Origin of the sequence: Xanthomonas sp. CFBP 8151 (assembly GCF_011761885.1) — a bacterium.
Taxonomy (GTDB): Bacteria; Pseudomonadota; Gammaproteobacteria; order Xanthomonadales; family Xanthomonadaceae; genus Xanthomonas; species Xanthomonas arboricola_B.
Map to the genome: position 1 here is coordinate 797,380 of NZ_JAASQZ010000001.1, position 22,831 is coordinate 820,210.

The 22,831-nt window shown below is 66.5% G+C and carries 17 protein-coding genes; 9 read left to right on the top strand and 8 right to left on the bottom strand.

All coding sequences use genetic code 11. The features are described 5' to 3' along the window. Nucleotides 1-83 precede the first annotated feature (83 nt). The 4 genes from rluD to FHT08_RS03395 all read left to right on the top strand — a co-directional run bounded on the left by rluD (nucleotide 84) and on the right by FHT08_RS03395 (nucleotide 2,919). A complete protein-coding gene (gene rluD / locus FHT08_RS03380) occupies nucleotides 84-1,079 on the top strand; it encodes a 23S rRNA pseudouridine(1911/1915/1917) synthase RluD (protein ID WP_166774297.1) in 996 nt (331 codons plus the stop codon). Nucleotide 1,080: 1 nt separating this feature from the next. Next, nucleotides 1,081-1,896, top strand: a complete 816-nt coding sequence (gene pgeF, locus FHT08_RS03385) for a peptidoglycan editing factor PgeF (RefSeq protein ID WP_166774298.1) — start codon at nucleotides 1,081-1,083, stop codon at nucleotides 1,894-1,896. 2 nt (nucleotides 1,897-1,898) lie between these two features. Further along, nucleotides 1,899-2,423 carry a DUF4166 domain-containing protein gene (locus FHT08_RS03390; RefSeq protein ID WP_166774299.1) on the top strand — a complete coding sequence of 175 codons (525 nt, stop codon included), beginning with the start codon at nucleotides 1,899-1,901 and terminating at the stop codon, nucleotides 2,421-2,423. A 70-nt stretch (nucleotides 2,424-2,493) separates the two neighbouring features. Then, the gene (locus FHT08_RS03395) at nucleotides 2,494-2,919 is read left to right on the top strand and encodes a thiol-disulfide oxidoreductase DCC family protein (protein ID WP_166774300.1); all 426 of its coding nucleotides are present in this window, start codon (nucleotides 2,494-2,496) and stop codon (nucleotides 2,917-2,919) included. Between the two features lie 436 nt (nucleotides 2,920-3,355). Here the strand turns inward: FHT08_RS03395 and FHT08_RS03400 are convergent, their stop codons facing one another. From FHT08_RS03400 to FHT08_RS03425, 6 genes are all read right to left on the bottom strand, one after another. Continuing rightward, the gene (locus tag FHT08_RS03400; protein ID WP_166774301.1) at nucleotides 3,356-5,224 is read right to left on the bottom strand and encodes a methyl-accepting chemotaxis protein; all 1,869 of its coding nucleotides are present in this window, start codon (nucleotides 5,222-5,224) and stop codon (nucleotides 3,356-3,358) included. 532 nt (nucleotides 5,225-5,756) lie between these two features. After that, complete coding sequence (locus tag FHT08_RS03405; protein WP_208408886.1) at nucleotides 5,757-8,195, bottom strand: membrane-bound PQQ-dependent dehydrogenase, glucose/quinate/shikimate family; 2,439 nt, start codon at nucleotides 8,193-8,195, stop codon at nucleotides 5,757-5,759. A gap of 329 nt (nucleotides 8,196-8,524) precedes the next feature. Continuing rightward, nucleotides 8,525-9,892 carry an alpha,alpha-trehalose-phosphate synthase (UDP-forming) gene (gene otsA / locus FHT08_RS03410; protein WP_166774303.1) on the bottom strand — a complete coding sequence of 456 codons (1,368 nt, stop codon included), beginning with the start codon at nucleotides 9,890-9,892 and terminating at the stop codon, nucleotides 8,525-8,527. Next, nucleotides 9,889-11,667 (bottom strand): glycoside hydrolase family 15 protein, encoded by a 1,779-nt coding sequence (locus FHT08_RS03415; protein WP_166774304.1) that lies wholly within the window; start codon nucleotides 11,665-11,667, stop codon nucleotides 9,889-9,891. The genes otsA and FHT08_RS03415 overlap by 4 nt, the downstream gene beginning before the upstream one ends. A gap of 50 nt (nucleotides 11,668-11,717) precedes the next feature. Continuing rightward, a complete protein-coding gene (gene otsB, locus FHT08_RS03420) occupies nucleotides 11,718-12,476 on the bottom strand; it encodes a trehalose-phosphatase (protein WP_166774305.1) in 759 nt (252 codons plus the stop codon). Nucleotides 12,477-12,603: 127 nt separating this feature from the next. Then, nucleotides 12,604-15,039 (bottom strand): TonB-dependent receptor, encoded by a 2,436-nt coding sequence (locus FHT08_RS03425; protein WP_166774306.1) that lies wholly within the window; start codon nucleotides 15,037-15,039, stop codon nucleotides 12,604-12,606. A gap of 228 nt (nucleotides 15,040-15,267) precedes the next feature. Here FHT08_RS03425 and FHT08_RS03430 point away from each other — a divergent pair, with 228 nt between their 5' ends. The 5 genes from FHT08_RS03430 to FHT08_RS03450 all read left to right on the top strand — a co-directional run bounded on the left by FHT08_RS03430 (nucleotide 15,268) and on the right by FHT08_RS03450 (nucleotide 21,426). Then, nucleotides 15,268-15,741, top strand: coding sequence for a DUF3574 domain-containing protein (locus FHT08_RS03430; RefSeq protein ID WP_166774307.1), 474 nt, complete (start codon nucleotides 15,268-15,270; stop codon nucleotides 15,739-15,741). 35 nt (nucleotides 15,742-15,776) lie between these two features. Beyond that, nucleotides 15,777-16,625 carry a hypothetical protein gene (locus FHT08_RS03435; protein WP_243848937.1) on the top strand — a complete coding sequence of 283 codons (849 nt, stop codon included), beginning with the start codon at nucleotides 15,777-15,779 and terminating at the stop codon, nucleotides 16,623-16,625. Between the two features lie 136 nt (nucleotides 16,626-16,761). Beyond that, a complete protein-coding gene (locus FHT08_RS03440; protein WP_166774309.1) occupies nucleotides 16,762-18,363 on the top strand; it encodes a hypothetical protein in 1,602 nt (533 codons plus the stop codon). Further along, nucleotides 18,360-19,529, top strand: a complete 1,170-nt coding sequence (locus FHT08_RS03445; protein WP_166774310.1) for a lysozyme inhibitor LprI family protein — start codon at nucleotides 18,360-18,362, stop codon at nucleotides 19,527-19,529. Before FHT08_RS03440 ends, FHT08_RS03445 begins: the two co-directional genes overlap by 4 nt. Before the next feature lie 1,081 nt (nucleotides 19,530-20,610). Beyond that, nucleotides 20,611-21,426: a DUF3014 domain-containing protein gene (locus tag FHT08_RS03450; RefSeq protein ID WP_166774311.1), complete on the top strand. Its 816-nt coding sequence runs from the start codon at nucleotides 20,611-20,613 to the stop codon at nucleotides 21,424-21,426. A 133-nt stretch (nucleotides 21,427-21,559) separates the two neighbouring features. Here FHT08_RS03450 and FHT08_RS03455 read toward each other — a convergent pair whose 3' ends face one another. Further along, nucleotides 21,560-22,267 (bottom strand): glutathione S-transferase, encoded by a 708-nt coding sequence (locus FHT08_RS03455; protein ID WP_104607480.1) that lies wholly within the window; start codon nucleotides 22,265-22,267, stop codon nucleotides 21,560-21,562. A 45-nt stretch (nucleotides 22,268-22,312) separates the two neighbouring features. Beyond that, nucleotides 22,313-22,621, bottom strand: a complete 309-nt coding sequence (locus FHT08_RS03460; RefSeq protein WP_104536094.1) for a GIY-YIG nuclease family protein — start codon at nucleotides 22,619-22,621, stop codon at nucleotides 22,313-22,315. Nucleotides 22,622-22,831: the final 210 nt, after the last annotated feature.

The following is a 22,831-nucleotide window of genomic DNA, read 5'->3' on the forward strand; positions in this document are numbered from 1 at the left end:
ATGATAGCCTAGTGGCCTGTCCGGCGACTGACTCCCGTCGCCCGGACCCCCAAATTCCCGCTTTTGCCTGAGTGCCCGTGTCCATGTCCGACCCATCTGCCGAACCCCTCGACCCGTCCATCCGCCAGGCCATCGTGCCCGACAACGCCGCAGGACGGCGTTTCGATGCGGTGCTGGCCGAGCTGTTCCCCGAATTCTCGCGCTCCCGGTTGTCGGAGTGGATCAAGTCCGGCGACGCGCTGCTGAACGGGGAAATGGCGCGTCCGCGCGACACCTTGCGCGGCGGCGAGAGCGTGCAGGTGCAGGTGGTGCTGGAAACCCAGACCCACGCCGCACCGCAGGACATCCCGCTGAGCGTGCTGTACGAAGACGACCAGGTACTGGTGATCGACAAGCCGGCCGGGCTGGTGGTGCACCCGGGCGCGGGCAATCCGGACGGTACCCTGGTCAACGCCTTGCTGTTCCGCGACCCGGCGCTGGCGGCGGTGCCGCGCGCAGGCGTGGTGCACCGGCTGGACAAGGACACCAGTGGGGTGATGGTGGTGGCGCGTACCGTGCAGGCGCAGACCGCGCTGGTGGAACAGCTGTCCGCACGCGATGTGCATCGCCAGTATCTGGCGGTGGTGGTGGGCGCGCTGGTCTCCGGCGGCACCGCCAACGCGCCGATCGACCGCCATCCGCGCGATCGGCTGAAGATGGCGGTGCGTGACGACGGCCGCGATGCGGTCACCCATTACCGCCTGCGCGAGCGCTTCCGCGCGCACACCGCGCTGGAATGCCGGCTGGAAACCGGGCGCACCCACCAGATCCGCGTGCACATGGCGCATCTGAAGTCGCCGATCGTCGGCGACCCGCTGTACGGCGGCGCGCTCAAGCTGCCCAAGGGCGCCACCGACGACCTGGTGCACGAGCTGCGCACCTTCAAGCGCCAGGCGCTGCATGCCGAAACCCTGGAATTCCTGCACCCGGTCAGCGGCGAGCCGGTGCGCGCCAGCGCGCCGGTACCTGCCGACCTGCAGCGGCTGATGACGGCCCTGCGCGAAGACAGCGCACGCGCCGCCGAGCTGGCACGCCGCTGACGTGGCCGCTGCCGCGCCCTTCGTGCTGCCGGCCGACTGGCCGGCGCCACCACGCATCCATGCGCTGACCACGCTGCGTCACGGCCTGGGCGGCTCGCTGGCGCCGTTCGACACGCTCAACCTCGGCAACCGCAACGGTGCCGATGGCGACGCGCCGGAGCAGGTGGAACGCAACCGGGCGCTGCTGGTCGAGGCGCTGGCACTGCCCGGTACCCCGCAGTGGCTGCGTCAGGTGCATGGGGTGGAGGTGCTGCGTGTCGAAGCGCCCGTGCTCGCGCCCGGCGAACAGCCGCCTGCAGCGGGCACTGTCGCGCCAGGCGCGCAGGAACCGGTCGCCGATGCAGCGGTGACCGCCGTGCCCGGCGTGGTGCTGGCGATCCTCACCGCCGATTGCCTGCCGGTCGTGTTAGCCGCTGGCGATGGCAGCGAAGTGGCCGCCGCGCATGCAGGGTGGCGCGGCCTGGCCGACGGCATGCTGGAGCGCAGCGTGGCGGCGATGCGCACGCCGCCGCAGCAGGTGATGGCATGGTTGGGGCCGGCAGCGGGGCCGCAGGCCTATGAAATCGGTGAAGACGTGTTCAACGCCTTCGTCGCGCACGATGCGCAGGCGCAACGCGCGTTTGTTGCGACCCGCCCGGGGCATTGGCGGGTGGACTTGTATGCGTTGGCGCGTCAGCGCCTGCAGCATGCCGGTGTGCCGGCCAGCGCCATCCATGGCGGCGGGCTGTGCACCATTTCCGAGCCGCAACGTTTCTTCTCGCATCGTCGCGACCGCTGCAGCGGACGCATGGCCACGCTGGCCTGGATCGCGCCCTGAACATGCCGTTGTTCGCGCAGGTGCTGGGGCAGGACGCGTTTGCGCGGCTGCCTGCGCCGGTGCGCGCGCTGCATTCGGTGCAGCAGCGGCAGATCTTCGTGGGACGGGCAAAGATTCAACGCGGCACGCATGCGCTGGTCCCGTTGTTGGCGTTGCTGAGCCGGTTGCCGCGCAGTGGCGAGGTGGAGGTCGAAGTGGAGTTTCTTGCCGACGCGACCGGCGAGCGCTGGCATCGGCGGTTTGGCGGCCTGCCGATGCATTCGCGCCTATGGCGCGATGGCACTGGCTTGCGCGAACAGTTGGGCGCGGTGCGGTTCGAATTCGCGTTACGCGCCGATGCGCAATCGCTGTACTGGCAGGCCACACGCGTGTGGGCATTGGGCTGGATCCCGTTGCCCGCGCGCTGGTTCGAGCAGGTGCGGTGCCGCGAGCATGCCGACGCCGGGCGTTACGGATTCCTGGTCGACGTGCACTTGCCGCTGGTCGGCCCGTTCATTCGCTACGAGGGCTGGCTTGAACCGCGCTGATCCAGCGCTCGCTGACGTGTCTGGGCTGGAGCCGTCTCAGTTGGAGCCTGCTCACTCGAAGCCGTCTCGCGTGGAGCCGCCTGGTCGTCAGCCATGCGCGGTGCCCGCGACCATCGTGTTCGATGGCGTGTGCCTGCTGTGCAATGGCTGGGTCAGGTTCCTACTGCGTCACGATCGACGCGGGCGTTATCGCTTTGCCGCAATGCAGGGCCAGGCCGGGCGCGCGCTGTTGCAGCAGCATGGCCTGGATCCGGACGACCCGTTGTCGTTTCTGCTGGTGGATGACCGCGGTGCGTGGACCGACAGCGATGCGATCGTGCGGGTGCTGGCCGGCCTGGGCGGCTTCTGGCGGCTGGTCATAGTGCTGCGCGTTGTGCCGCGCAGCGTGCGCGACATCGGCTATCGCCTGATCGCACGCAATCGTTACCGCTGGTTCGGTCGCACTGACCATTGCATGCTGCCGAGCCCAGAGCAGCGCGAGCGGTTTCTGGACTAGCGCCCACCGCCCGACGCAGGAGCGCACCTGGGCGCGATGCGGCGTTACCGGGAAGGCTTCGTCGCGCCCGGGTGCGCTTCTACGACAGCGCGCTGATTTCCACGATGGCTGGCTGATCGGCGTGTTGGTCGGCCGCGTGCGGGATCTGAAATGGCGGACGGGCATGCCTGCTTTGTGCAGGAGCGCACCTGGGCGCGGTGCGGCGTTACCGGGAAAGCGTCGTCGCGCCCGGGTGCGCTCCTACGACAGCGCGCTGATTTCTACGATGGGCTGGCTGATCGGCGTGTTGGTCGGCCGCGTGCGGGATCTGAGATGGCGGACGGGCATGCCTGCTTTGTGTAGGAGCGCACCTGGGCGCGATGTGGCGTTACCGGGAAAGCGTCGTCGCGCCCGGGTGCGCTCCTACGGTAATTTCGTGATTTGGGATGCCGGCGGCTTACGCGGCCGCGTTTTTGAAGCTTGCGCGCACTAGCTTCTGTTCGCCGCTGTGCGCAGGCTGCAGGCGGAAGATCGACACTGCATCGGCCAGCTCCACGGCCTGCTCTTCCAGGCTGCGCGCAGCGGCAGTGGCTTCCTGCACCAGCGCGGCATTGCGTTGGGTGACTTCGTCCAGTTGCGCGACGGTGCGGTTGACCTGTTCGATGCCGCTGGATTGTTCGGCGCTGGCGGCGGTGATCTCGCTCATGATGTCGGTGACGTGTTTGACCGAGCCGACGATCTCGCGCATGGTCGCGCCGGCGCGATGCACCAGGCCCGAGCCCCGTTCGACCTTGCCGGTGGAGTCGGCGATCAGCGTCTTGATCTCCCTGGCCGCATCGGCCGAGCGCTGCGCCAGGGCGCGCACTTCCGAGGCGACCACCGCAAAGCCGCGGCCCTGTTCGCCGGCGCGGGCGGCTTCCACCGCAGCATTGAGCGCCAGGATATTGGTCTGGAAGGCAATGCCGTCGATGACGCCGATGATCTCGCCGATCTTGTGCGAGGCGGTGCTGATCTGCCCCATGGTGGACACCACATCGTCCATCACCTGGCCGCCGTTGTGCGCGACTTCGCCGGTGCCCACCACCAGCCGATTGGCCTGCAGCGCGCTGTCGGCGTTCTGCTTCACGGTGGAGGTGAGTTCTTCCATGGAGCTGGCGGTTTCTTCCAGATTGGCCGCCTGTTGCTCGGTGCGCTCGGACAGGTCGGTGTTGCCGGCGGCGATTTCCACCGCCGCGCGGCGGATCGTGTCCGACGCGACCTGGATGCCGCCGATGATCTCGGTCAGCCGGGTCACGGTCTGGTTGGTGTCGTCGCGTAGACGCGCAAAGATGCCGTGCGCATCGCCGTCCACCCGCTGGGTGAGGTCGCCTTCGGCCATGGCGCCGATCACGCGTGCCAGCGCCGCCAGGTGGATTTCCACCGAGTCGTAGATGCGGTTGATGCCCTGGGCCAGCGCCCGCAACACGCCGTCCATGCCGTCGATCTGCATGCGCCGGCTGAAATCGCCGGCCGCGGCGGCATCGATGATCTGGATCAGCGCCTGCTCGGCGTTGACCTGTGCGGTGACGTCCATCCATTGCGCGATGGTGCCCAGCTTGGTGCCGTCGGCGGCGATGATCGGGCTGTAGACGAAGTCGATCTGGCGGCCAAAGAAGGGCGCGCGCACCGCCCCGGAGGTGGTCAATGCGCGCATGCGGTCGATCGCGGCCTGGCTGTCAGGATAGATGTCGCCGATGCTGCCGCCGACGAAGCCATCGGCATGGAAGCCGGGGCGAAAGCTCTGCACATCCGGCTCGATCCGCTTGAGCATCGCGAGCAGTTTGCGGTTGGCAAATAGCACTTGACCGTCGTCGTCGGCGATGCGGATCATGGTGTCCAGATCGTCCAGCGCCTTGATCACGAACTGCCCATGGCGCAGGCCCTGTTCCATCACATCGATGTGGATGCCCAGCTTGTCCTGGGTTGCCTGCAAGGCGTGCAGCACCGGCGCGAGCTCGCCGGAGGCATGGCGCAGATCCAGACGCTGGAAGCGCCCGTCACCGATGGCCGTCACCGTGCCGAGGATCTGTTGCAGTTGCGCGACGTTGCGACGGCGCGGCCACCACCACAGCCCGGCGCTTGCCGCGCCCAGCACCAGCAGCACCGGTAGCAAGCGACCCAACCCGCCCCAGAGACCGCCGGGCAGCAACGTGGCGGCGTACAGGGTCAGCAGGACCAGCAGCCCGATCTGTGCAACGGCAGGCAGCCATGCGGTCGTGGCGGCACGCGCAAGGTTGCGGCCGGAGCGCGGGCGGCAGACGGCGGTGGCATCGTGTGAGGGCGACATAGGCTGAGTCCAACTGCGTGATTCGAAGTGGGGAGCGCTGTCCTGCACTGCGTGGGGTTCCATGGGTATCGGCGCTCCAGCCCGAATCATGACGGCGTGAAATCGCCGTTCGTCGGAATCTGTCGGGCCGGATCCCTGAAATGCCGATGTGTTTGATTTGGAAGCGGCTTCAGAGCAGCTAAGTGCACCGCGACGTCCTTTGCACCTGCACGCCGGCCTCGCAATTGTAAATTCTGAGTGAAGTATGGGCAGATCCCGCAGGCACTTCGCGGGCCGCCACCCCACGCGATCCGATCGCGTGCACGTGGCCAAGACGCGCCGGCAGCGCCATCCGTGCGACGCCATCAAGACGCATCGAAGAGCGCGGAATGGGGAATCGGGAATCCGGCGCACCACAGATCCAGCCCAACCCGGACGGCAACAGAAAAGCGCTTTTCCATTCCCCATTCCCGAATCCCGAATCCCCAAAAAAAAACCGGCCATCTCGCGATGACCGGTCTATCGATGCAGAACTTGCTGATGCCGCGTCGGCTTACTTCGCCGGCTTGGCGCCTGCGTCGTCGGGCAGTGCCCAGGCGATGACGCTGTCACCCGACTTGGTTTCCATGCGGTCGTGCCCACCCACGGCGGCCACGATGTACTGCTTGCCGTCGATGGTGTAGCTCAGCGGGGCGGCCTGCGGGCCGGCCGGCACGCGGGTCTCCCAGACCTGCTTGCCGGTGCGGGTATCGAAGCCGCGCATGAAGTCGTCCAGGGTCGCGCCGATGAAGGTCACGCCGCCGGCGGTGGCCAGCGAGCCGCTGTTGTTGGGCGTGCCGATCTCGAACTTGGTCTTGGACGGGATACCCATCGGGCCCTGGTCGTAACCGGTGCCCAGCGGACGCCGCCAGATCACCTGCTGCGTGCGCAGGTCCACGCCGGAGATGTAGCCCCACGGCGGTGCCACACACGGCGTGTTGAGCGGCGACATCCACGGCTCCTTGCGGGCGCCGTAGGCCAGACCCTTCTGCGCCATGTAGCCGGGCGTCTTGCTCTTGCCGTCGAACACCGACACCACGCCCAGTTCGTCCATCTTTTCGCGGGTGTAGACCTGCAGGGTGTAGGGCAGGCGATTGCTGTTCATCACCATGATGCCGCGCTGCAGATCGACCGACACGCCGCCCCAGTTGATGCCGCCGTGGTTGCCGGTGAAGGCCAGCGAGCCCTGCAGGGTCGGCGGGGTGAACATGCCCTCATAGCGCAGCTGCTTGAACTGGATACGGCAGGCCAGCTGATCGAACGGGGTCATGCCCCAGGCGTCGGACTCGACGATGGTCTCGTACTCGCGGCTCGGTGCGCCCACGGTATTGGGCATGCCCGGCGAGATCGGCTGCGTGGCCGCGGTCCAGTCGCCGTGATCGGTGCCCTGCGGCACGGCGATCTGCTTGACCGGCATGACCGGTGCACCGGTCGCGCGGTCCAGCACGAATACCTGGCCGGACTTGGTGGCCTGGATCACCGCAGGACGGGTACCGCCGCCAGCCACCGGCCAGTCGACCAGGTTCGGCTGCGGGCCGATGTCGTAATCCCACAGGTCGTGGTTGACGGTACGGAAGTGCCAACGCTCCTTGCCGGTGGCCGCATCCACGGCCACCAGCGCGGCGGTGTATTCCTCATCCTGCGGAGTGCGGCCCTTGCCGAAGAAATCGCCGGACGCGTTGCCGGTCGGCAGATAGACCAGTCCCAGCTCGTCGTCGGCGGCCATCAGCGACCATACGTTCGGGGTCGAACGGGTATAGGTCTGCCCGGCCGGCGGCTCGGCGGTGATCGCCGGGTTGCCCAGGTCCCAGGCCCACCGCAGCTGGCCGGTGAGCGCATCGAAGCCGCGCACCACGCCGGACGGTGCATCACCTTCCTGGCCGTCGCGCACCTGCCCGGTGGGCTGGATCACCACACCGCGCATCACCACCGGTGGCGAAGTCGGGCCGACGAAGCCCGGCTTGGTGTTGCCGGTGCCGGCATTGAGATCGACAAAGCCGTTGGTGCCGAAGCTGGTGCACAGCTTGCCGGTCTGCGCGTCCAGCGCGCCGAGGCGGCCGTCCACCATCGGCCAGAAGATCCGCGTCGGGCACTCGGCGGTGCCTTGCGGCGCCTGGTAGTACGACACGCCGCGGCAGGTGGTGGCGGCAACGCCGGCCATCGCCTTCGGGTTGGTCTGCGGGTCGAAGCGCCAGCGCTCCTTGCCGTTGGCCGCTTCCACCGCAATCACCTTCTGGGTCGGGGTGCAGATGTAGAGCAGGTCGCCGACCTTGAGCGGGGTGTTCTGGAAGGCGTAGCCCAACTTGGAGCCGGCCGGCTTCAGATCGCCGGTATGGAATTCCCAGGCCACCTTCAGGTTCTTGACGTTCTCCGGAGTGATCTGCGCACCGGGGGTGTAATGGTTGGACAGGTTGGAGCCGGCGTACGAGGTCCAGTTGCTGGCATCGTGGTTGGCCGCGACGTTGCCGTCCGGGCTGGGCACGTTGGTGCGGCTGAACGGCGCAGCGTCCCCGGCCGGCAGCGTGGAGGCATCGGCCAACTCGACATTGCGCGGTAGCAGCAACGGCCACAGGATCAGCGTCGCGCCCAGGATCGGCAGTACGCCGGTCACCAGCACATAGCCCAGCCCCGACAACGGCTGCATGCGTCGACGGGCCACGCCCCAGAACGGCAGCAGCAGCAGCCCCAGCACCGACATCCAGGCCAGACGCGGCACCAGACCCCAGCCATCCAGGCCCACTTCCCACAGCGCCCAGGCGATGGTGGCAGCCAGCGTGGCGCCAAACAGCCACAGGCCGGCACGCTTGCCCAGCGCCAACAATACGCCGGCCAGGAACAGGCCGATGCCCGCCAGCAGGTAATACCAGGAACCACCGACGGCGACCAGGCGGCCGCCCTCGTAGGCAAGCACCGCACCGAGCACGGCGATCACCACGGCATAGACCACCAGCAGCCAGGTGCCTAGTCCACGTTTTGAGGATTGATCAGTCATTTTGAGATGTCAGGAAGGACCCAGGCACCGGCAGGCGGTGGCGAGTCGTGGAGGGAGAAAGATCACGGGCTGGCAAAGGGCGGCCTTCGATCTAACAAAAACGTCCTAAACCAGAACGTCCGGATATGAACGCGCAGCCCCTCCCAGGGTCCTCAGCGCTACTCATGTGAATATTTTAGACCGCAACGACGTTCGTGTCCGTGACGGAACGAGAACCGGCGTGCCAGAGGGGAGCGGGGCGCTGCCGGTGCGCAGCGCGTCTGCGTGACGGTAGCTCGCGATAGCCGGATTCAGATATCTGCAAGCGCCTGCAGGTAGCGCTGGCGCCAATGATTGATGTTGTTCTTGCACAGATGATCCATCATCGCCCGCCAGCGTTCGATGCGGGTTGCCAGCGGCATGCTTGCCGCGGTGGCGATCGCATCGGCCACGCCGTCGAGATCGTGTGGATTGACCAGCAGCGCCTCCTTCATCTCGTCGGCTGCACCGGCCAGCAACGACAGTACCAGTACGCCTGGATTCTGCGGATCCTGCGCCGCGACGAATTCCTTGGCGACCAGATTCATGCCGTCGCGCAGCGGCGTGACCAGCCCGACCGAGGCCGCGCGATAGAAACCGGTCAACGTTGCGTGGCTGAAGTTCTGGTTGACGTAGCGCAGTGGCGTCCAATCCGGTTCGGCATGACCACCGTTGATATGGCCGGCGATCTGCTCAAGCTGCCCGCGCAGCTGGCGGTATTCGTTGACGTCGCCGCGCGAGACCGGCGCGATCTGCAGATAGGTCAGGCTGCCGGATTGGTCCGGATAGCGCTCCAGATAGCGCTCAAATCCCTGGAAGCGTTCCGGCAGGCCTTTGGAGTAATCCAGCCGGTCCACGCCGATCGCCAGCTGACGGCCGCGCAGGCTCTCGCGCAGATCGCGCACTGCCTGCTTGCCGACCGAGGCCTTGGCCTGGTGGGCGATCAGGTCGGTATCGATCCCGATCGGGAAGGCCACGGCACTGAAGCGACGCCCGCCGGGACCTTCGACAATGTCGCCGTCGAGAATGCGGCCACCACCGAACAGGCGCACATAGGCCTTGAAGCGCTCGGCATCGCGCTGGGTCTGGAAACCGACCAGATCGTAGGCATAGAACGTGCTGAACAAACGTGCATGGTCGGGCATCGCCTGCATCAGATCGGCCGAGGGCATCGGCACGTGCAGGAAGAAGCCCATCTTGCAACCCACCCCCAGCTCGCGCAGCATCGCGCCCAGCGGAATCATGTGGTAATCGTGGATCCACAACGTGTCGCTGTCTTTCAACAACGGCGCCAGCTTCTCGGCGAACAGCCGATTGACACGCATATAGCCTTCGCGGGTGGCGCGGTCGTAATCGACCAGGTCCAGCCGGAAGTGCAGCAGCGGCCACAGCGTGCGATTGGCGAACCCGTTGTAGTACGAATCGATGTCGCGCTTGTTGAGGTCCATGGTGACGAACTTGATGTCGCCCTCGGTCTGCTCGTGCATGCCGCCGCTGTCGCCGCGTACGGTCTTGCCGCTCCAGCCGAACCACACACCGCCGCGCTCCTTGAGCGCAGCCAACAGGCCAACCGCCAATCCGCCGGCGCGGTTTTCGCCGGGCACTGCAACGCGGTTGGATACCACCACCAAACGACTCATGACGCCTCCTGCCAGCTCCGCGACAAGCGCATCGCTGCAATGATCAAACCCACATGCGAATAGGTCTGGGGGAAATTCCCCCAGGCTTCGCCGTCTTCGAACGATAGATCTTCGGACAGCAAGCCGAGGTGATTGCGGCGCGAGAGAATGCGCTCGAACAGTTCACGCGCCTCCTCCTTGCGACCGATCGCGGCCAGCGCGTCGATGTACCAGAACGTGCAGATGGTGAAGCTGGTTTCCGGCTCACCGAAGTCATCCGGTGCGATATAGCGATACAGCGCATCGCCATGCTTGAGCACGCGGCCGACCGCTTCGACCGTGCGCACGAAGCGGCTGTCGTCGTTGGCGACGATGCCGATATCGGCCAGCAGCAACAGCGATGCATCCAGGCGGTGACCGCCGAGGGTATCGGTGAAATGACCGCGTTCTTCGCTCCATGCCTCGCTCAGCACGCGCTCGCGGATGGTATCGGCGCGTTCGCGCCAGTACACGCTGCGTTCGGGCAGCACCAGCCGGTCTGCGATCTTGGACAGCCGGTCGCAGGCAGCCCAGCACATCGCAGCGGTGTAGGTATGCACTTCGGCGCGGCCGCGGAACTCCCACAGGCCGGCATCGGGGACGTTGTGCAGCGCGAAGGCGCGCTCGCCCAGCGGCTCCAGGCGGCGGAAGGTGTCCGCATCGCCCTGATCCTTCAGGCGCAGATCGAAGAACAGCTGGGTGGACGCCAGCACCACGCTGCCATAGACATCGTGCTGCTGCTGGATCCAGGCCAGGTTGCCCCGGCGCACCGGACCCATGCCGCGGTAGCCGTCCATCGTTTCGACTTCGTGCTCTTCCAGCTGCGATTCGAAACCGATGCCGTACAGCGGCTGCATGGTGCCGTCGGCGGTGGCGATGTTGAAGATGTAGCCGATGAACTGCTCCATCGTGCGCGTGGCGCCCAATCGATTCAGTGCACGCACCACGAATGCGGCGTCGCGCAGCCAGCAATAGCGGTAATCCCAGTTGCGCGGGGTATTGGGTGCCTCCGGGATCGAGGTGGTCATCGCCGCGATGATGGCGCCGCTGTCTTCGTACTGGCACAGCTTGAGCGTGATCGCGCTGCGGATCACCGCTTCCTGCCAGTCGAGCGGAATCGACAGGTAGCGCACCCATTCGCGCCAGTATTCTTCGGTGCGTTCCTGCGCTTCCTGCACGTAGCCGGTGAGCGAGCGGGTCAGCGATTCGTCCACGCCCAGCACCAGGTTGACCGGGTGGCTGAGCACGAACGGCAGGCCGTCGCGCACGAAGCGTACCGGCACATCGGTGGTCAGGCGCAGGGTGAATTCGGGCAGCACCCAGCGGATGTGATTGCTGCCCCAGGTGGTTTCCGGAGTGCGGCCGCCCCAGTCGGCCAGCGGGCGGGCGCGCACGATGATGCGCGGGTTGCCGGCGAGCGGGCGGATCTGCCGGATGATGCTGACAGGCCGATAGAAACGCCCGTTGTTGCGCCAGCGCGGCGCGAAATCGATGACTTCCACTTCGCCACCGTGGTGGTCGCGCAACACGGTGCGCAGCACTGCGGTATTGGGCAGGTAGTGTTGCTCGCTGCTGGCGAAGTCTTCCAGCTCCACGGCGAAGTCGCCGCCCTCGCGCTTGGGCGAGAGCAGCGAACAGAACGCCGGGTCGCCGTCGAACGCCGGCAGGCAACTCCACACCACACGCGCCTGCCGATCGACCAATGCGCCAAAGCTGCAGTTGCCGATGACGCCCAGATCCAGGTTTGGCTCGGTCATGGAGTGCGAACGATCCTTTTGAAGAATGAAGAGGGGACGGCGCGCCGCGTTCAGGACTGGCGCACGTTGCGTTGCAGCCACGCATGCACGTCGGCAGTGCCATCGACGCGGAAGCGCGCGCTGGTCCGGGCGCGAGCGCCGACCAGCACGCTCCAGCCGCCGAGGCGATTGGCCGCTGCGAAGCCGAATTCGTCGGTGAGGTCGTCGCCGACGAATACCGGCGTGCGGCCGGCGAATGCGCCGTGCTGCATCATCTGTTCGACCGCAAGACCCTTGTTGCTGCCTTCGGGCACGAATTCGACAACGTGGTCGCCCGGTTGCAGGCGATACCCGGAAAGCTGGGCGATTTCCTGCTGCGCAAAGGCGAGAACCTCGGGGCCGGCAAGCGGTTGCGCGCGCCAATGCAGCGCGACGCTGACGCCTTTGTCTTCGACCAGCACGCCAGGATGCCGATGCGCGAGTGTGGCGGCGCGTTCGTGCAGGCCATGCAGCCACCCGGAGGTGTCCTGCGGCATTGCGACGCGTGCGGCGATATCGCCACGGAGCTCGTGCCCGTGCAGGCCGGCGGCCGGAAGCAGCAACGGCGCGAACAAGGCGTCCAGCTGCGACAATGGTCGTCCGCTGACCAGTGCCACTGCGCCATGCAGGCGGTCGCTAAGCTGGCCGATGGCCGCACGGACCTCGGGCAGGAGCCGCACAGCCTCTGGGCTGTCGGCAAAGTCGATCAGGGTACCGTCCACGTCCAGAAACAATGCGCAGGCATCGTCCAGCAATGGCGGCGACGGAAGGGGGGAGTGCACGTCTGCCATCGCGCTAGTGTGCGCAAGGCGATGTGATATTCAGGTTATGCAACAGCGGGGAGTGGGGATTCGGGAGTGGGGATTCGCGATGCACCGCCCTTGCCAATCCCGAATCCCCAATCCACCAATCCCGGCGTCAGAACGAGTAGCGCACCCGCCCATACCAATACGCGCCATTGCTGCCGATCGGCGAGAGCACGTCGTAGGGCAGGTTGCCGAAGTAGGCGATGTCGTCGATGGAGCGGTCCGAATAGTTGTCGAGAATGTTCTGGCCGCCGATCGCCAGCGTCCACTGCGTGCCCAGGTGGTACTCGGCTTCCAGGTCCAGCTGCCATTCCGCGCCGTAGGTCTGGCGTGGCACGAAGCCGCCGCCGAAGTCGAACACGCGCGTGGCGCTGCCGTAGCGGTTGACGCGGGTCTGCAGGTTCCAGTGATCGTTGTTCCAGTTGGCGGCCAGGGAAGCGCGGGTGCGTGGCGCCGCATCGGTGAGCGTGTTGCTCTCCTCGACACCGAACAGCACATAGGCCGGGTCCAGCGCCAGCAGCTGCGCCGGGGTGCCGATGATGTTCTTCAACTCGGTCTTGGCGTAGCTGTAGGTGCCGGTCAGCAGCAGGTCGCCGCCGAAGGCGTACTGGCGCCAGTTGCCGACCAGCTCGGCGCCGCGGGTGCGGGTGTCGGCGGCGTTGAGGAAATAACTGGCGCTCTGCACGCCGGCGACGGCGAAGTTCTGCTGCACGAAGTCGGTCAGCGCGGTGCCGGTGATGTCTTCGGACAGCGCGATGCGGTCGTCGATATCGATCTGGAAGAAGTCCAGCGACAGGTCGAAGTGATCGCCCAGCTGGCTGGTGAAGCCCAGGCTGTAATTGAGCGATTTTTCCGGCTTCAGGTCGGTGGCACCGAGCGCGCGTGCGATCGGGTTGTTGACCGACAGCAGGCGGCCCTGGGTGAGGCGACCGGCCGCGTCGTAACCGGTGGACGTGGCTTCGTAGCCGATCTGGCTGAGCGAGGGCGCACGCACGCTGTTGGAGACCGCGCCGCGCAGCGCGAACGCCGGGGCGAAGGCATAGCGCGCGGCCAGCTTGCCGGTCCACTGGCTACCGAAATCCTGGTACTGCTCGTAACGGCCGGCCAGGTCGGTGGAGAACTTGTCGCCGAACTGGCTGGACACGTTGGCGTAGGCGCTGGCCACGTTGCGCGACAGGTCGGCCTCGTCCTGCGGGGTCAGCCCGCCGCCGGCCTGCGAACCGGTAGGGCGGTCGGTGAACGGGCCGGCCGCATAGCTGGCCGGGTCGCCGGCATGGGTGCGGTACTGCTCGCGGCGGAATTCGGCACCGGTGCCGAAGGTATGGGTGGCGCTGGCCGCATCGAACACGCGGGTCAGATCCAGATTGGCCACGGTCTGCGCAAAGCCGAAATCGCCGGTCTTGAAGCGCGTGGTGCTGCCCGGGCCGAGCGAGGCGTTGAGCGAGTTGCGCAGCCGGTAGGTGAAGTCGTTGCGGCCATGGTTGAGGCTGGCGTCGTAGTCCCAGTTGCCGAGCTGCCCGCGCGCGCCGGCGACGATCTGCAGATCGCGGTTTTCGCCCTCGGAAATCGGGCGGTAGCCGTTGGGATAGAGCTCACGCCAGTTGGCGCTGCCGTCCGGGTAGCGGAAGTAATTGGCGCCTTCGGTGTCGCGCTGGTTGTAGGTGGCGAAGGCGTAGAACTCGCCGTTGGCGCTGAAGGGTACCTTGGTGTTGAGCCAGGCGTTCAGGCCCTTGGTGGCGCCATCGCCGAGCACGTAATTGCGCTTGCCGGCCAGCGCCAGATTGGCCGGGGTCTGTTCCTCGAACGACGGGATCTGGTCGAAGCCGGCGCGATTGGTCGCCTCGCGATTCTTCAGCTCCAGGCCGACCTTGAAGAAGCCGCCGTCATCGCCGAGCAGGCTGCCGACCTTGGCGCTGGCGTAGCTGGTCTGGCCGTCGGTGACGCGGCGATCGATCGGCTCCACCTCGGTGTTGTAGGCGCCGAAGCTGGCTTCCAGCTCGCCGCGCTCGGGGTTGTCGTCCAGGATCACGTTGATGACGCCGGCGATCGCGTCCGAGCCGTACTGCGCGCCGGCGCCGTCGCGCAGCACTTCGATGCGCTTGATCGCATTGATCGGGATGGAGTTGAAATCCACCGGCGTGGTGCCCTTGCCGATCTTGCTGTCGGTATTGACCAGCGCCGAGGTGTGGCGGCGCTTGCCGTTGACCAGCACCAGCACCTGGTCGGGCGAGAGCCCACGCAGCTGCGCGGCGCGGATGTGGTCGGCACCGCCGGAGTTGGACTGGCGCGGGAAGTTGAACGAGGGCAGCAGCGCCTGCAGTGCGCTGCCCAGCTCGCCGTTGACCACGCCGGCCTTGCGGATGTCCTCGGCGGTGAGTACGTCCACCGGCACGGTCGATTCCAGCACGGTGCGGTCGCTGGCGCGGGTGCCGGTGACGATCACGGTGTCCAGCGTGGTGGCGCCGGGGGCGGCCTGCTGGGCCTGGGCGTTGGCGCTCAACACGGCGGCCACGGCCAGGCCGATAGCCGAAAGGGTGGGGCGGGTCATCTCTCTCTCCTGCGACAGCAACTGCGAACGCGCCGCGCGGGCGGCATCCGGCCGGGCAGGGGCGCAAAGGGGTTCGGATCGTCCACATTCATCCGGATGGAGAGATATTATCGCGTTGTTCAGGCGTGTGCGAGATGGCACAGTGCGCGCACGCCGGAATCAGCTGATGCCGGCCCTGCATGAGCCCGCCCCCGATCCGTCTTAAACGTACCCGTTGTGGAGAAGTCGATGAAATTGCTGCCGTCCTGCCTGCTTGCCGCCATGCTGGCGCTGTCCGCCTGCGCCACCACCCCCGGCGGCGCGCCGGGATCGACCACTGCCAGCCTGCAGGGCGATACGGCGCGGCCGGCAACCGCGCGCGGCTGGGTGCGCAGCGAGCTGTACTTCGGCGTGGGCGAGGAAACCGGCCCGGCCGACCGCCCACAGACCCGCACCATCGACCAAACCCAGTGGCGGGCGTTTCTGGACAAGGAAGTGACCCCGCGCTTTCCCGACGGTCTGACCGTGTTCGATGCCTACGGCCAGTGGCTGTTCAGCGGCGCCAAGGAGCCGAACCGGCTGGGCACCAAGGTGCTGGTGATCCTGCACGAGGACACCCCGCAGCGGCGCAACGACATCGAGGCGATCCGCCTGGCCTGGAAGCAGGCCACCGGCCACCAGTCGGTGTTGTGGTCGCGGCAGGCGGTGGAGGTGTCGTTCTGAGCCTGGCGACCATGCGCCGTGAACATCTGCACCGAATGCGCGTGAGCGCTGCGCGCAAGCTGCTGTTCGTCGCACTGGGCGGGCTGTCGTTTGCGTCCTTTGCACGCGACGCCAGTGTGCAGGTGACGCTCGACGCAAACACGCAGGCGACCGCCACGCTGGTCGGCACACGCCTGCATGTGGTGTTGCGCCCGGGCGGCAAGGAGCAATGGTTCGACGCGAACGTGGACGAGGGCGAAGGCGGCGCCGGCGTGGACAGCGACGACTACAACTTCGACGGGCATCCGGATCTTGCGGTGTCGGCGATGCTCGGCCAGGTCAACGAAGCGGTGCTGGTATTCGTGTTCGATCCGGCGCAGCGCCGCTTTCGTGCGCTGACCGCGCCCACGCGCCCGGCGGTGCAGTGCGAAGGCTTCTTCAATCTGACGCCCGACAAGCAGCAGCGCAGCTTGACCAGCTCCTGCCGCGGCGGGCCGATGTGGTACGCCGATGTGTATCGCTACGCGGCCGACGGGCGCTTGTATGTGGCCAGGACGCAGCAGCCGATCGCCTCGCCCGACATCCAGACCTTGCTGGATCCAGGCACCGGCGATGACATGCCCCTCTCGGTGTGGCCGCGTTACGACGTGCACGGGGCGAAGGTGTCAAGCGAGATCGGCACCACGCTGGACGCGCCGATGCCGGTGCAACTGCGCGTGCGGGTGGCGCGTCTGCCGCTATATGCCACCCCAACGGCGACCAGCACCAAGCGCTATCTGGTGCAAGGCGATCGGGCCGACGCGCTGGATGTCAGCGCCGATGCCACGCGCGTGCAGGTACGCTATCGCAGTGCCGGCAGTGGCGACATCGTCGGCTGGATCGAGGTCGCTGCGGCGATGAAGTAGCGCCGTTGCTGCCACGCAGCCGCCTGGCACGGAGCAGACCGATGCAATCGCGGCGACACGCTCTGATCCACCGCGCCGCTGTCGCACGTGCGGGGCAGCGGCTACCATCGGCCGATCCCCACGCTTCCTGGTTCCCATGTCGGCCCCTTCCTCGCGTACCGCGGCCTCGCCGCGCTGGTTCGTCGCCGGCGACCTCAATGGCTTCTTCGGCCTAGTCGTCGACAATCTCTCCATCCTCGGCTTCATCGCGATGGCGCTGGTCGGGATGTTCCAGTTCCCGGCCGAGGTGGTGTTTGGGCGCATGTTTCCCGGCACCGCGTTCGGCGTGCTGGTGGGCAATCTGCTCTACACCTTGATGGCGCGACGGCTGGCCATACGCACCGGCCGCGACGACGTTACCGCGATGCCGCTGGGCCTGGATGCGCCGACCAGCATCGGCATGGCGCTGTTGGTACTGGGCCCGGCGTTCGTCGGTTTCAAGGCACAGGGGCTGGACCCGCAGGCGGCCGCCATCGCCACCTGGAAACTCGGCATGGCCGCGCTGGTGGTGATGGGCCTGCTCAAGCTGGTGCTGTCGTTCGTCGGCGAGGCGGTGACGCGCGCGCTGCCGCGCGCCGCCCTGCTCGGTTCCATCGCCGGCATCGCGCTGGTGCTGATGGGCCTATTGCCGCTGCTGGAAACCCTGCGTTCGCCGGTGGCCGGCTTCGTCACTTTGGGTCTGCTGCTGTACGTGCTGCTGGCCAAGGGCCGCTTGCCGACCAAGCTGCCCGGCGTGCTGGTGGCGTTCGTGATCGGCACTGCGCTGTATTACGGGCTGGGACTGGCGGGCCTGGGCGCACCGGGCTTCGCGGTGCCGGAATGGACGCCGCCGAAGATCGTGTTGCCGCTGCCGAACCTGGGCTTCATCGACGGCCTGCCGGCCACGGTGGCGTACCTGCCGTTGCTGCTGCCGTTCGGCCTGCTGATGGTGGTGGGCGGCATCAATGTCAGCGAGAGCGCACGTGCGGCGGGCGATGACTACCGCACCCGCGACATCCTGCTGGTGGAAGCCTTGGCGACGCTGGTTGCAGGCGTCTGCGGCGGGGTGGCACAGACCACGCCCTACATCGGCCAGCCGGCCTACAAGCACATGGGCGCGCGCTCCGGTTATACGCTGCTGACCGGCCTGTTCGTCGGCATCGGCGGCATGCTCGGTGTGATCTCCGGGCTGGTGCAGTGGCTGCCGCTGGCGGTGCTGGCGCCGATCATCGTGTACGTGTCGATCGACATCACCACGCAGGCGTTCCAGGCCACGCCCAGGCAGCACGCCGGTGCGATGGTGCTGGGCTTTCTGCCGTCGGTGGCGTACCTGCTGACCATCAAGGCGCCCGGCTGGATCCCGCCGGACCAACTGGTCGCACTGACCACCAAACTCGATGGACACGGCCTGCCGGAGCTGGCGGTGATCTTCGCGCTGGGCAACGGCTTCATCATCACCGCGATGCTGTGGATCGCCGCCGTGGTGGCAATGATCGATGGCCGGCTGCGCCGCAGTGCGGTATTCCTGCTGGTGGCCGCCGGGCTGACGCTGTTCGGCCTGATCCATTCGGTGGACCCGCGCGGCGGCATCTATCTGCCATGGTCGCTGCACGGCCTGGCGCGCGTGATCAGCTGGCAGTTCGTCGGTGCCTATGTTGCGTTGGCGGTGACCCTGCTGCTGCTCTCGCTACTGCCCGCACGCAAGGACGCAGTGCAATGACAGCCTGCTCCAGCGTGTTGCGGCTGGTCATCGGTGGCGCGCTGTTGCTTGGCGCCGGCGGTGCCTGGGCGGCGTCGTTCGATTGCAAGCAGGCAGGCACCGCAGTCGAAAAACGGCTGTGTGCGGTGCCGGCGCTGGGCAGTCTGGACGATCAGCTGGACGAATCCTACCGGGCGCTGGTGGACACCACGCCGCGCAACGCGGTCGCAGGCGTGCGTGATCAGCAACGCGCCTGGCTGCGGCAGCGCAATGCCTGCGCGCAGGACGCCAAGCCGGACGAGTGCCTGCAACGCACATTGAAGGCCAGGGCCGATGTGCTGGCCAAGGCGCTCGTTGCGCAGCAACAGGCGCTGGACCGCATCATCGCCGAGATTCCCGCCGCGCCTGCCGAGGCGGCGCGCCAGTTGCAGGGTTACGACACGCCGCTGGCCTCGGCGTGGCTGGCGTATCTGCATCAGTTCGTTCCCGCCGCGGGCGTGGATGCAAAGCTGGCGAGTGCGCGGTTTGAAAGTGCGCGCAAGGCGCTGCGCAAGGTCGACGACTTCGCCGCATCCTTGCTCGACGATGCGGATGGCATGCCCGCCATGCAGGCGCAGGAACGCGTGCTGACATTGCTGCGGATGTGGATCGAACGCGACAACAGTGATCATCGTCCTTACGTGCATTGCTTCATCTTTGCTGCAGTGGGCGAGCCGGCGTATGAGGCGTTTGGGTCGCTGTATGGCTCCACCCGCGACGGGTTTGCGCCGATCTGCGAGCCGCCGGGCGGTTTGTTTGCATTGGCCAGCTGGAAACAGCTGGATGCCGGTTTCGACGGGTTGATCGAGGCCCTGAGCAAGGACGCCGGCACCATTCGCTACGCCAGTTACGCCGAGTGGAAAATCATCGCGTTACGCGCGTCGGTATCGCCACTGCTGTACCTGACACCGGCATTGCGCAAGCGCTACGGCGACGATCCGGACAAGGCGATTGCGGCCTGGACCGGGGAAGACAGCGACTGGCCGGCGGCGCAGCGCAAGGCCGTGCGCGCGTTGCTGCCGAAGGTGCGCGCCGACACTGCCGCATGGCTGGTGCGCGAGAAGCGCCTGCCTGCGAAACAGGCCGAGCAGGTCGCCGCCGCCATCGTGGCGGCCTGGGTGGATGCGCGGCTGGATTTCGCAAGCTGAAAGCGGCGGACATTGCCACTCGCGGCCATCGGGCGGGCGGCGTTGTTGCTTGATGCAGCGACGCTGGTCGTTCTGGTTCGAGAGTTGGCGATGTGGGTGAGCGAGAGTCAAAGCCAAAGCCAAAGCCAAACCAAAACCAAAACCAAAACCAAAACCAAAACCAGAGCTAGAGCATGCGATCTGCGGCCTGGCTGCAGGGCCCTTGCCCGCCCACCATCGCAGGACACGCCGCAAGTACGTCCGTGTAGGCTCTTACGCGGCATCCATGCCGCGTAAGGTCCCGCGACGGTGGGCGGACAAGGACCAGTCGAGATGGTCGGTGTGCATGGTTGCAAGCGGTACATGGCATGCGCTGGTCGGATCACCGTGTGTTCGATCAACCTTTCAGCATTTTTCCATCGCAACCCGAGCAGCAGACGGGCTTTCAATACGCAACCTACAAACGTCTCATCTGCTACCGCAAGCCAAGCGACAAGCTTTCAAGAAAGCGGCCAACCAACTCTCTGGTGCGGTGTCCTCGCCGGTTGCGGGACCCTTGGCGGCATGGATGCCGCCAAGGAGCCTCCATGGACGGATTCACGGCGTGTCCCGCAAGCGGTGAGGGCACCGCGCAGGCGACCAACTCGGCTTTGGAACGTCCAGACGCTGCGGAAGCTCAAGCGCTCGGTCGCCTTGGAAGGTATTGAGCGGTGCGAATGCGCCGACTGTAGAGCAGACGATGTGCGGCTTGGCTGCAAGGCCCTTGCCCGCCCACCATCGCAGGACACGCCGCAAGTACGTCCGTGTAGGCTCTCACGCGGCATCCATGCCGCGTAAGGTCCCGCGACGGTGGGCGGGCAAGGACCCGTCGAGATGGTCGGTGTGCATGGTTGCAAGCAGAGCATGAGGTGCGCTTGACCAACTCGGCTGTGAGTTCTAGCGCTGCAGCCAGCGTTTGCTGCCAGAGACAGTCACCCTCGCGTGCCAATCGCTTACGCGCGATGCACATGCCTGCTTGATCGCGTCATCGCCGCACATCGATGGAACCACCGCGATATCTCATGGTCACACCCTGGATGTTGTCGATGTAAGGAGTTCCACGATGCAATCCAAGTCTTCGCGTTGGCCGTGGCTGCTGGCGGTGCCGGTGGTGGCTGGCGCCGCCTGGTGGCTATTCAGCGGGTCACCCACTGCGCCGGGCGCATTGCCTGCGCCGATCAGCCAGACCGCCAGCGCCGTGGCAGCGGCGGTGACCCCGGCGCCGCCGGCACCGGCGGGGCCGCGGCATCCGGTGCAGCAGCCCTCGGTCGATGCCGCGGACGCCGCGATTCCCGCGCTGGCACAGAGCGATGGGGCTGCGTGGCAGGCCTTGCTGGAGTTGGTGCAGGACGATGGCGCGTTGTCGATCGTGCTGCGCAAGCACCTGATCGAACGCGTGGTGGTGGTGATCGACAATCTCACCCAGCCCAGCATCAGCCGTCGCGCCTCGGTGCTGCAGCCGGTGGCGGGCGAGTTTGCGGTGTCCGATGCCGGCGGGAATGTGGTGGTCGATCAGGCCAATGCGGCGCGGTATGCGCCTTACGTGGCAGCGTTCACCCAGGTGGATGCACAGGCACTGGTGCGCAGTTATGTGCGTTTCTATCCGCTGTTCCAGCAGGCCTATGCCGATCTGGGCGCGCCGGACCGCTACTTCAACGACCGCGTGATCGATGTGATCGATCATCTGCTGCGCACGCCCGAGCCGACACAGCCGATCAAGGTGCAGCGCGACGAGCGTGGCCGGTACCGTTTTGTCGATCCCGCGCTGGAGTCGCTGTCGGTCGGTCAAAAGGCGTTGCTGCGGCTGGGACCGGTGCAAGCGGCTGCAGTGAAGGCGCAGTTGCAGCGCATCCGGACGGCGTTGCTGCAGGGACGTTGAGGCGGCGTGTGGTGAGGTGAGGAGAAGGCCGCCCGAATGCGGCCTTGCATGCATGGATGCAGCCTCGTGCACCATTCCAGCATGGGAGCAACGCAGGTTGGGCAGCACGCGATGCAACGCGCCCGGCCATCGCTTATGCCGCGTCCAGCTCCGGATAGTGGCGGAAGATGCCCTTGGTATTGAATGCCACGCGCCGTTCGGAGGCCAGATAGGCCGCAATGCGTGGGCGGGCGGCCACCCGCTGTTGCAGGGCTTTCAGGCCTGGCAACTCGGCTGACAGCGTCTTCATGCGCTTGGGAAACATGTATTCCAGCCCGCTGATCAGCTGGAACAACGACAGATCCACGTAGGAATGCGTGCCCAGCACGTGCGTTCCGCCGGCCTGTTGCAGCACCTGCTCGAAGTAGCCCAGGAACTTGGGCAGGCGGTTGTTGCGCAGATCCTTGGCGCGCTTGGCGGCTTCGGCTTTCTGGTCTTCGTAATACAGGCCGGTGGCGATCGGATGATGGCTGTCGTGCACCTCGGCCACCAGATCGGCGATGGTCAGCTGCAACTGCAATGCGTGGATGCGCTTTGCGTCCGAATCCGGCACCAGCTGCAGTTGCGGTCCGATGACATGCAGGATGGCCGCGACTTGCGCAACCACTGCGTCACCTATCTTGAGGAAGGGCGGCGCGAATGGCTGCGCGCCGGCTTTGGTGCCTTCCAGAAAGGCATTCATCACTTCATCGCCTTGGACACGCGCCACATCGGTGTAGTCGGCGCCGGCATCTTCCAGTGCGAGCCGGACGAATTCGCCACGGCCCTGCAGGCCGGTCCAGTAATAGAGCTGATAGTGCATGCGCTGCTCCGCGATTGACGACGCTGCAGCGTAGAAACCGCGCGGCTAGGCGGGCGTGATCGAAGCGTCAGCGGGCTGTGACCCGGTGCCGTCGTGCGGTTGCGCCAGTAACCAGGCCAGCTTGCGCGCGCGCGGTTGCTGCTTGAGCTGCCACTCTGCGCGCGAGGCTGCGGCACGGTCCGCATACGGATGGCTGGCGAGCACTTCAAGCGGCGGATTTGCACGCGTGTAGCGCGCACCGGTCCCACGCTGATGCGCCTGGAAACGCCGCTCCAGATCGTTGGTGATGCCGGTGTAATAGCTGCCGTTGCGACACAGCAGCAGATAGAGGTGCCAGGGCTTGGGTGCATCCATATACCCATTATAGCCATTGGCCTGGCGTCGTGCAGCGATGTTCTTGGCGAGCGCTGGGCACGGGTGGCCGGTACGCGGCGACGCGTGAGTGAATAACCACCTAAACATTGGTTATTTGACGCTCGCGGCCGCTGCAAACAGCATGCGCTACCGCATTGCAGCGCCGCTTCGGCCTGCGCTGCGCCCGGGTCGGCGTGCATGCACAGCGCT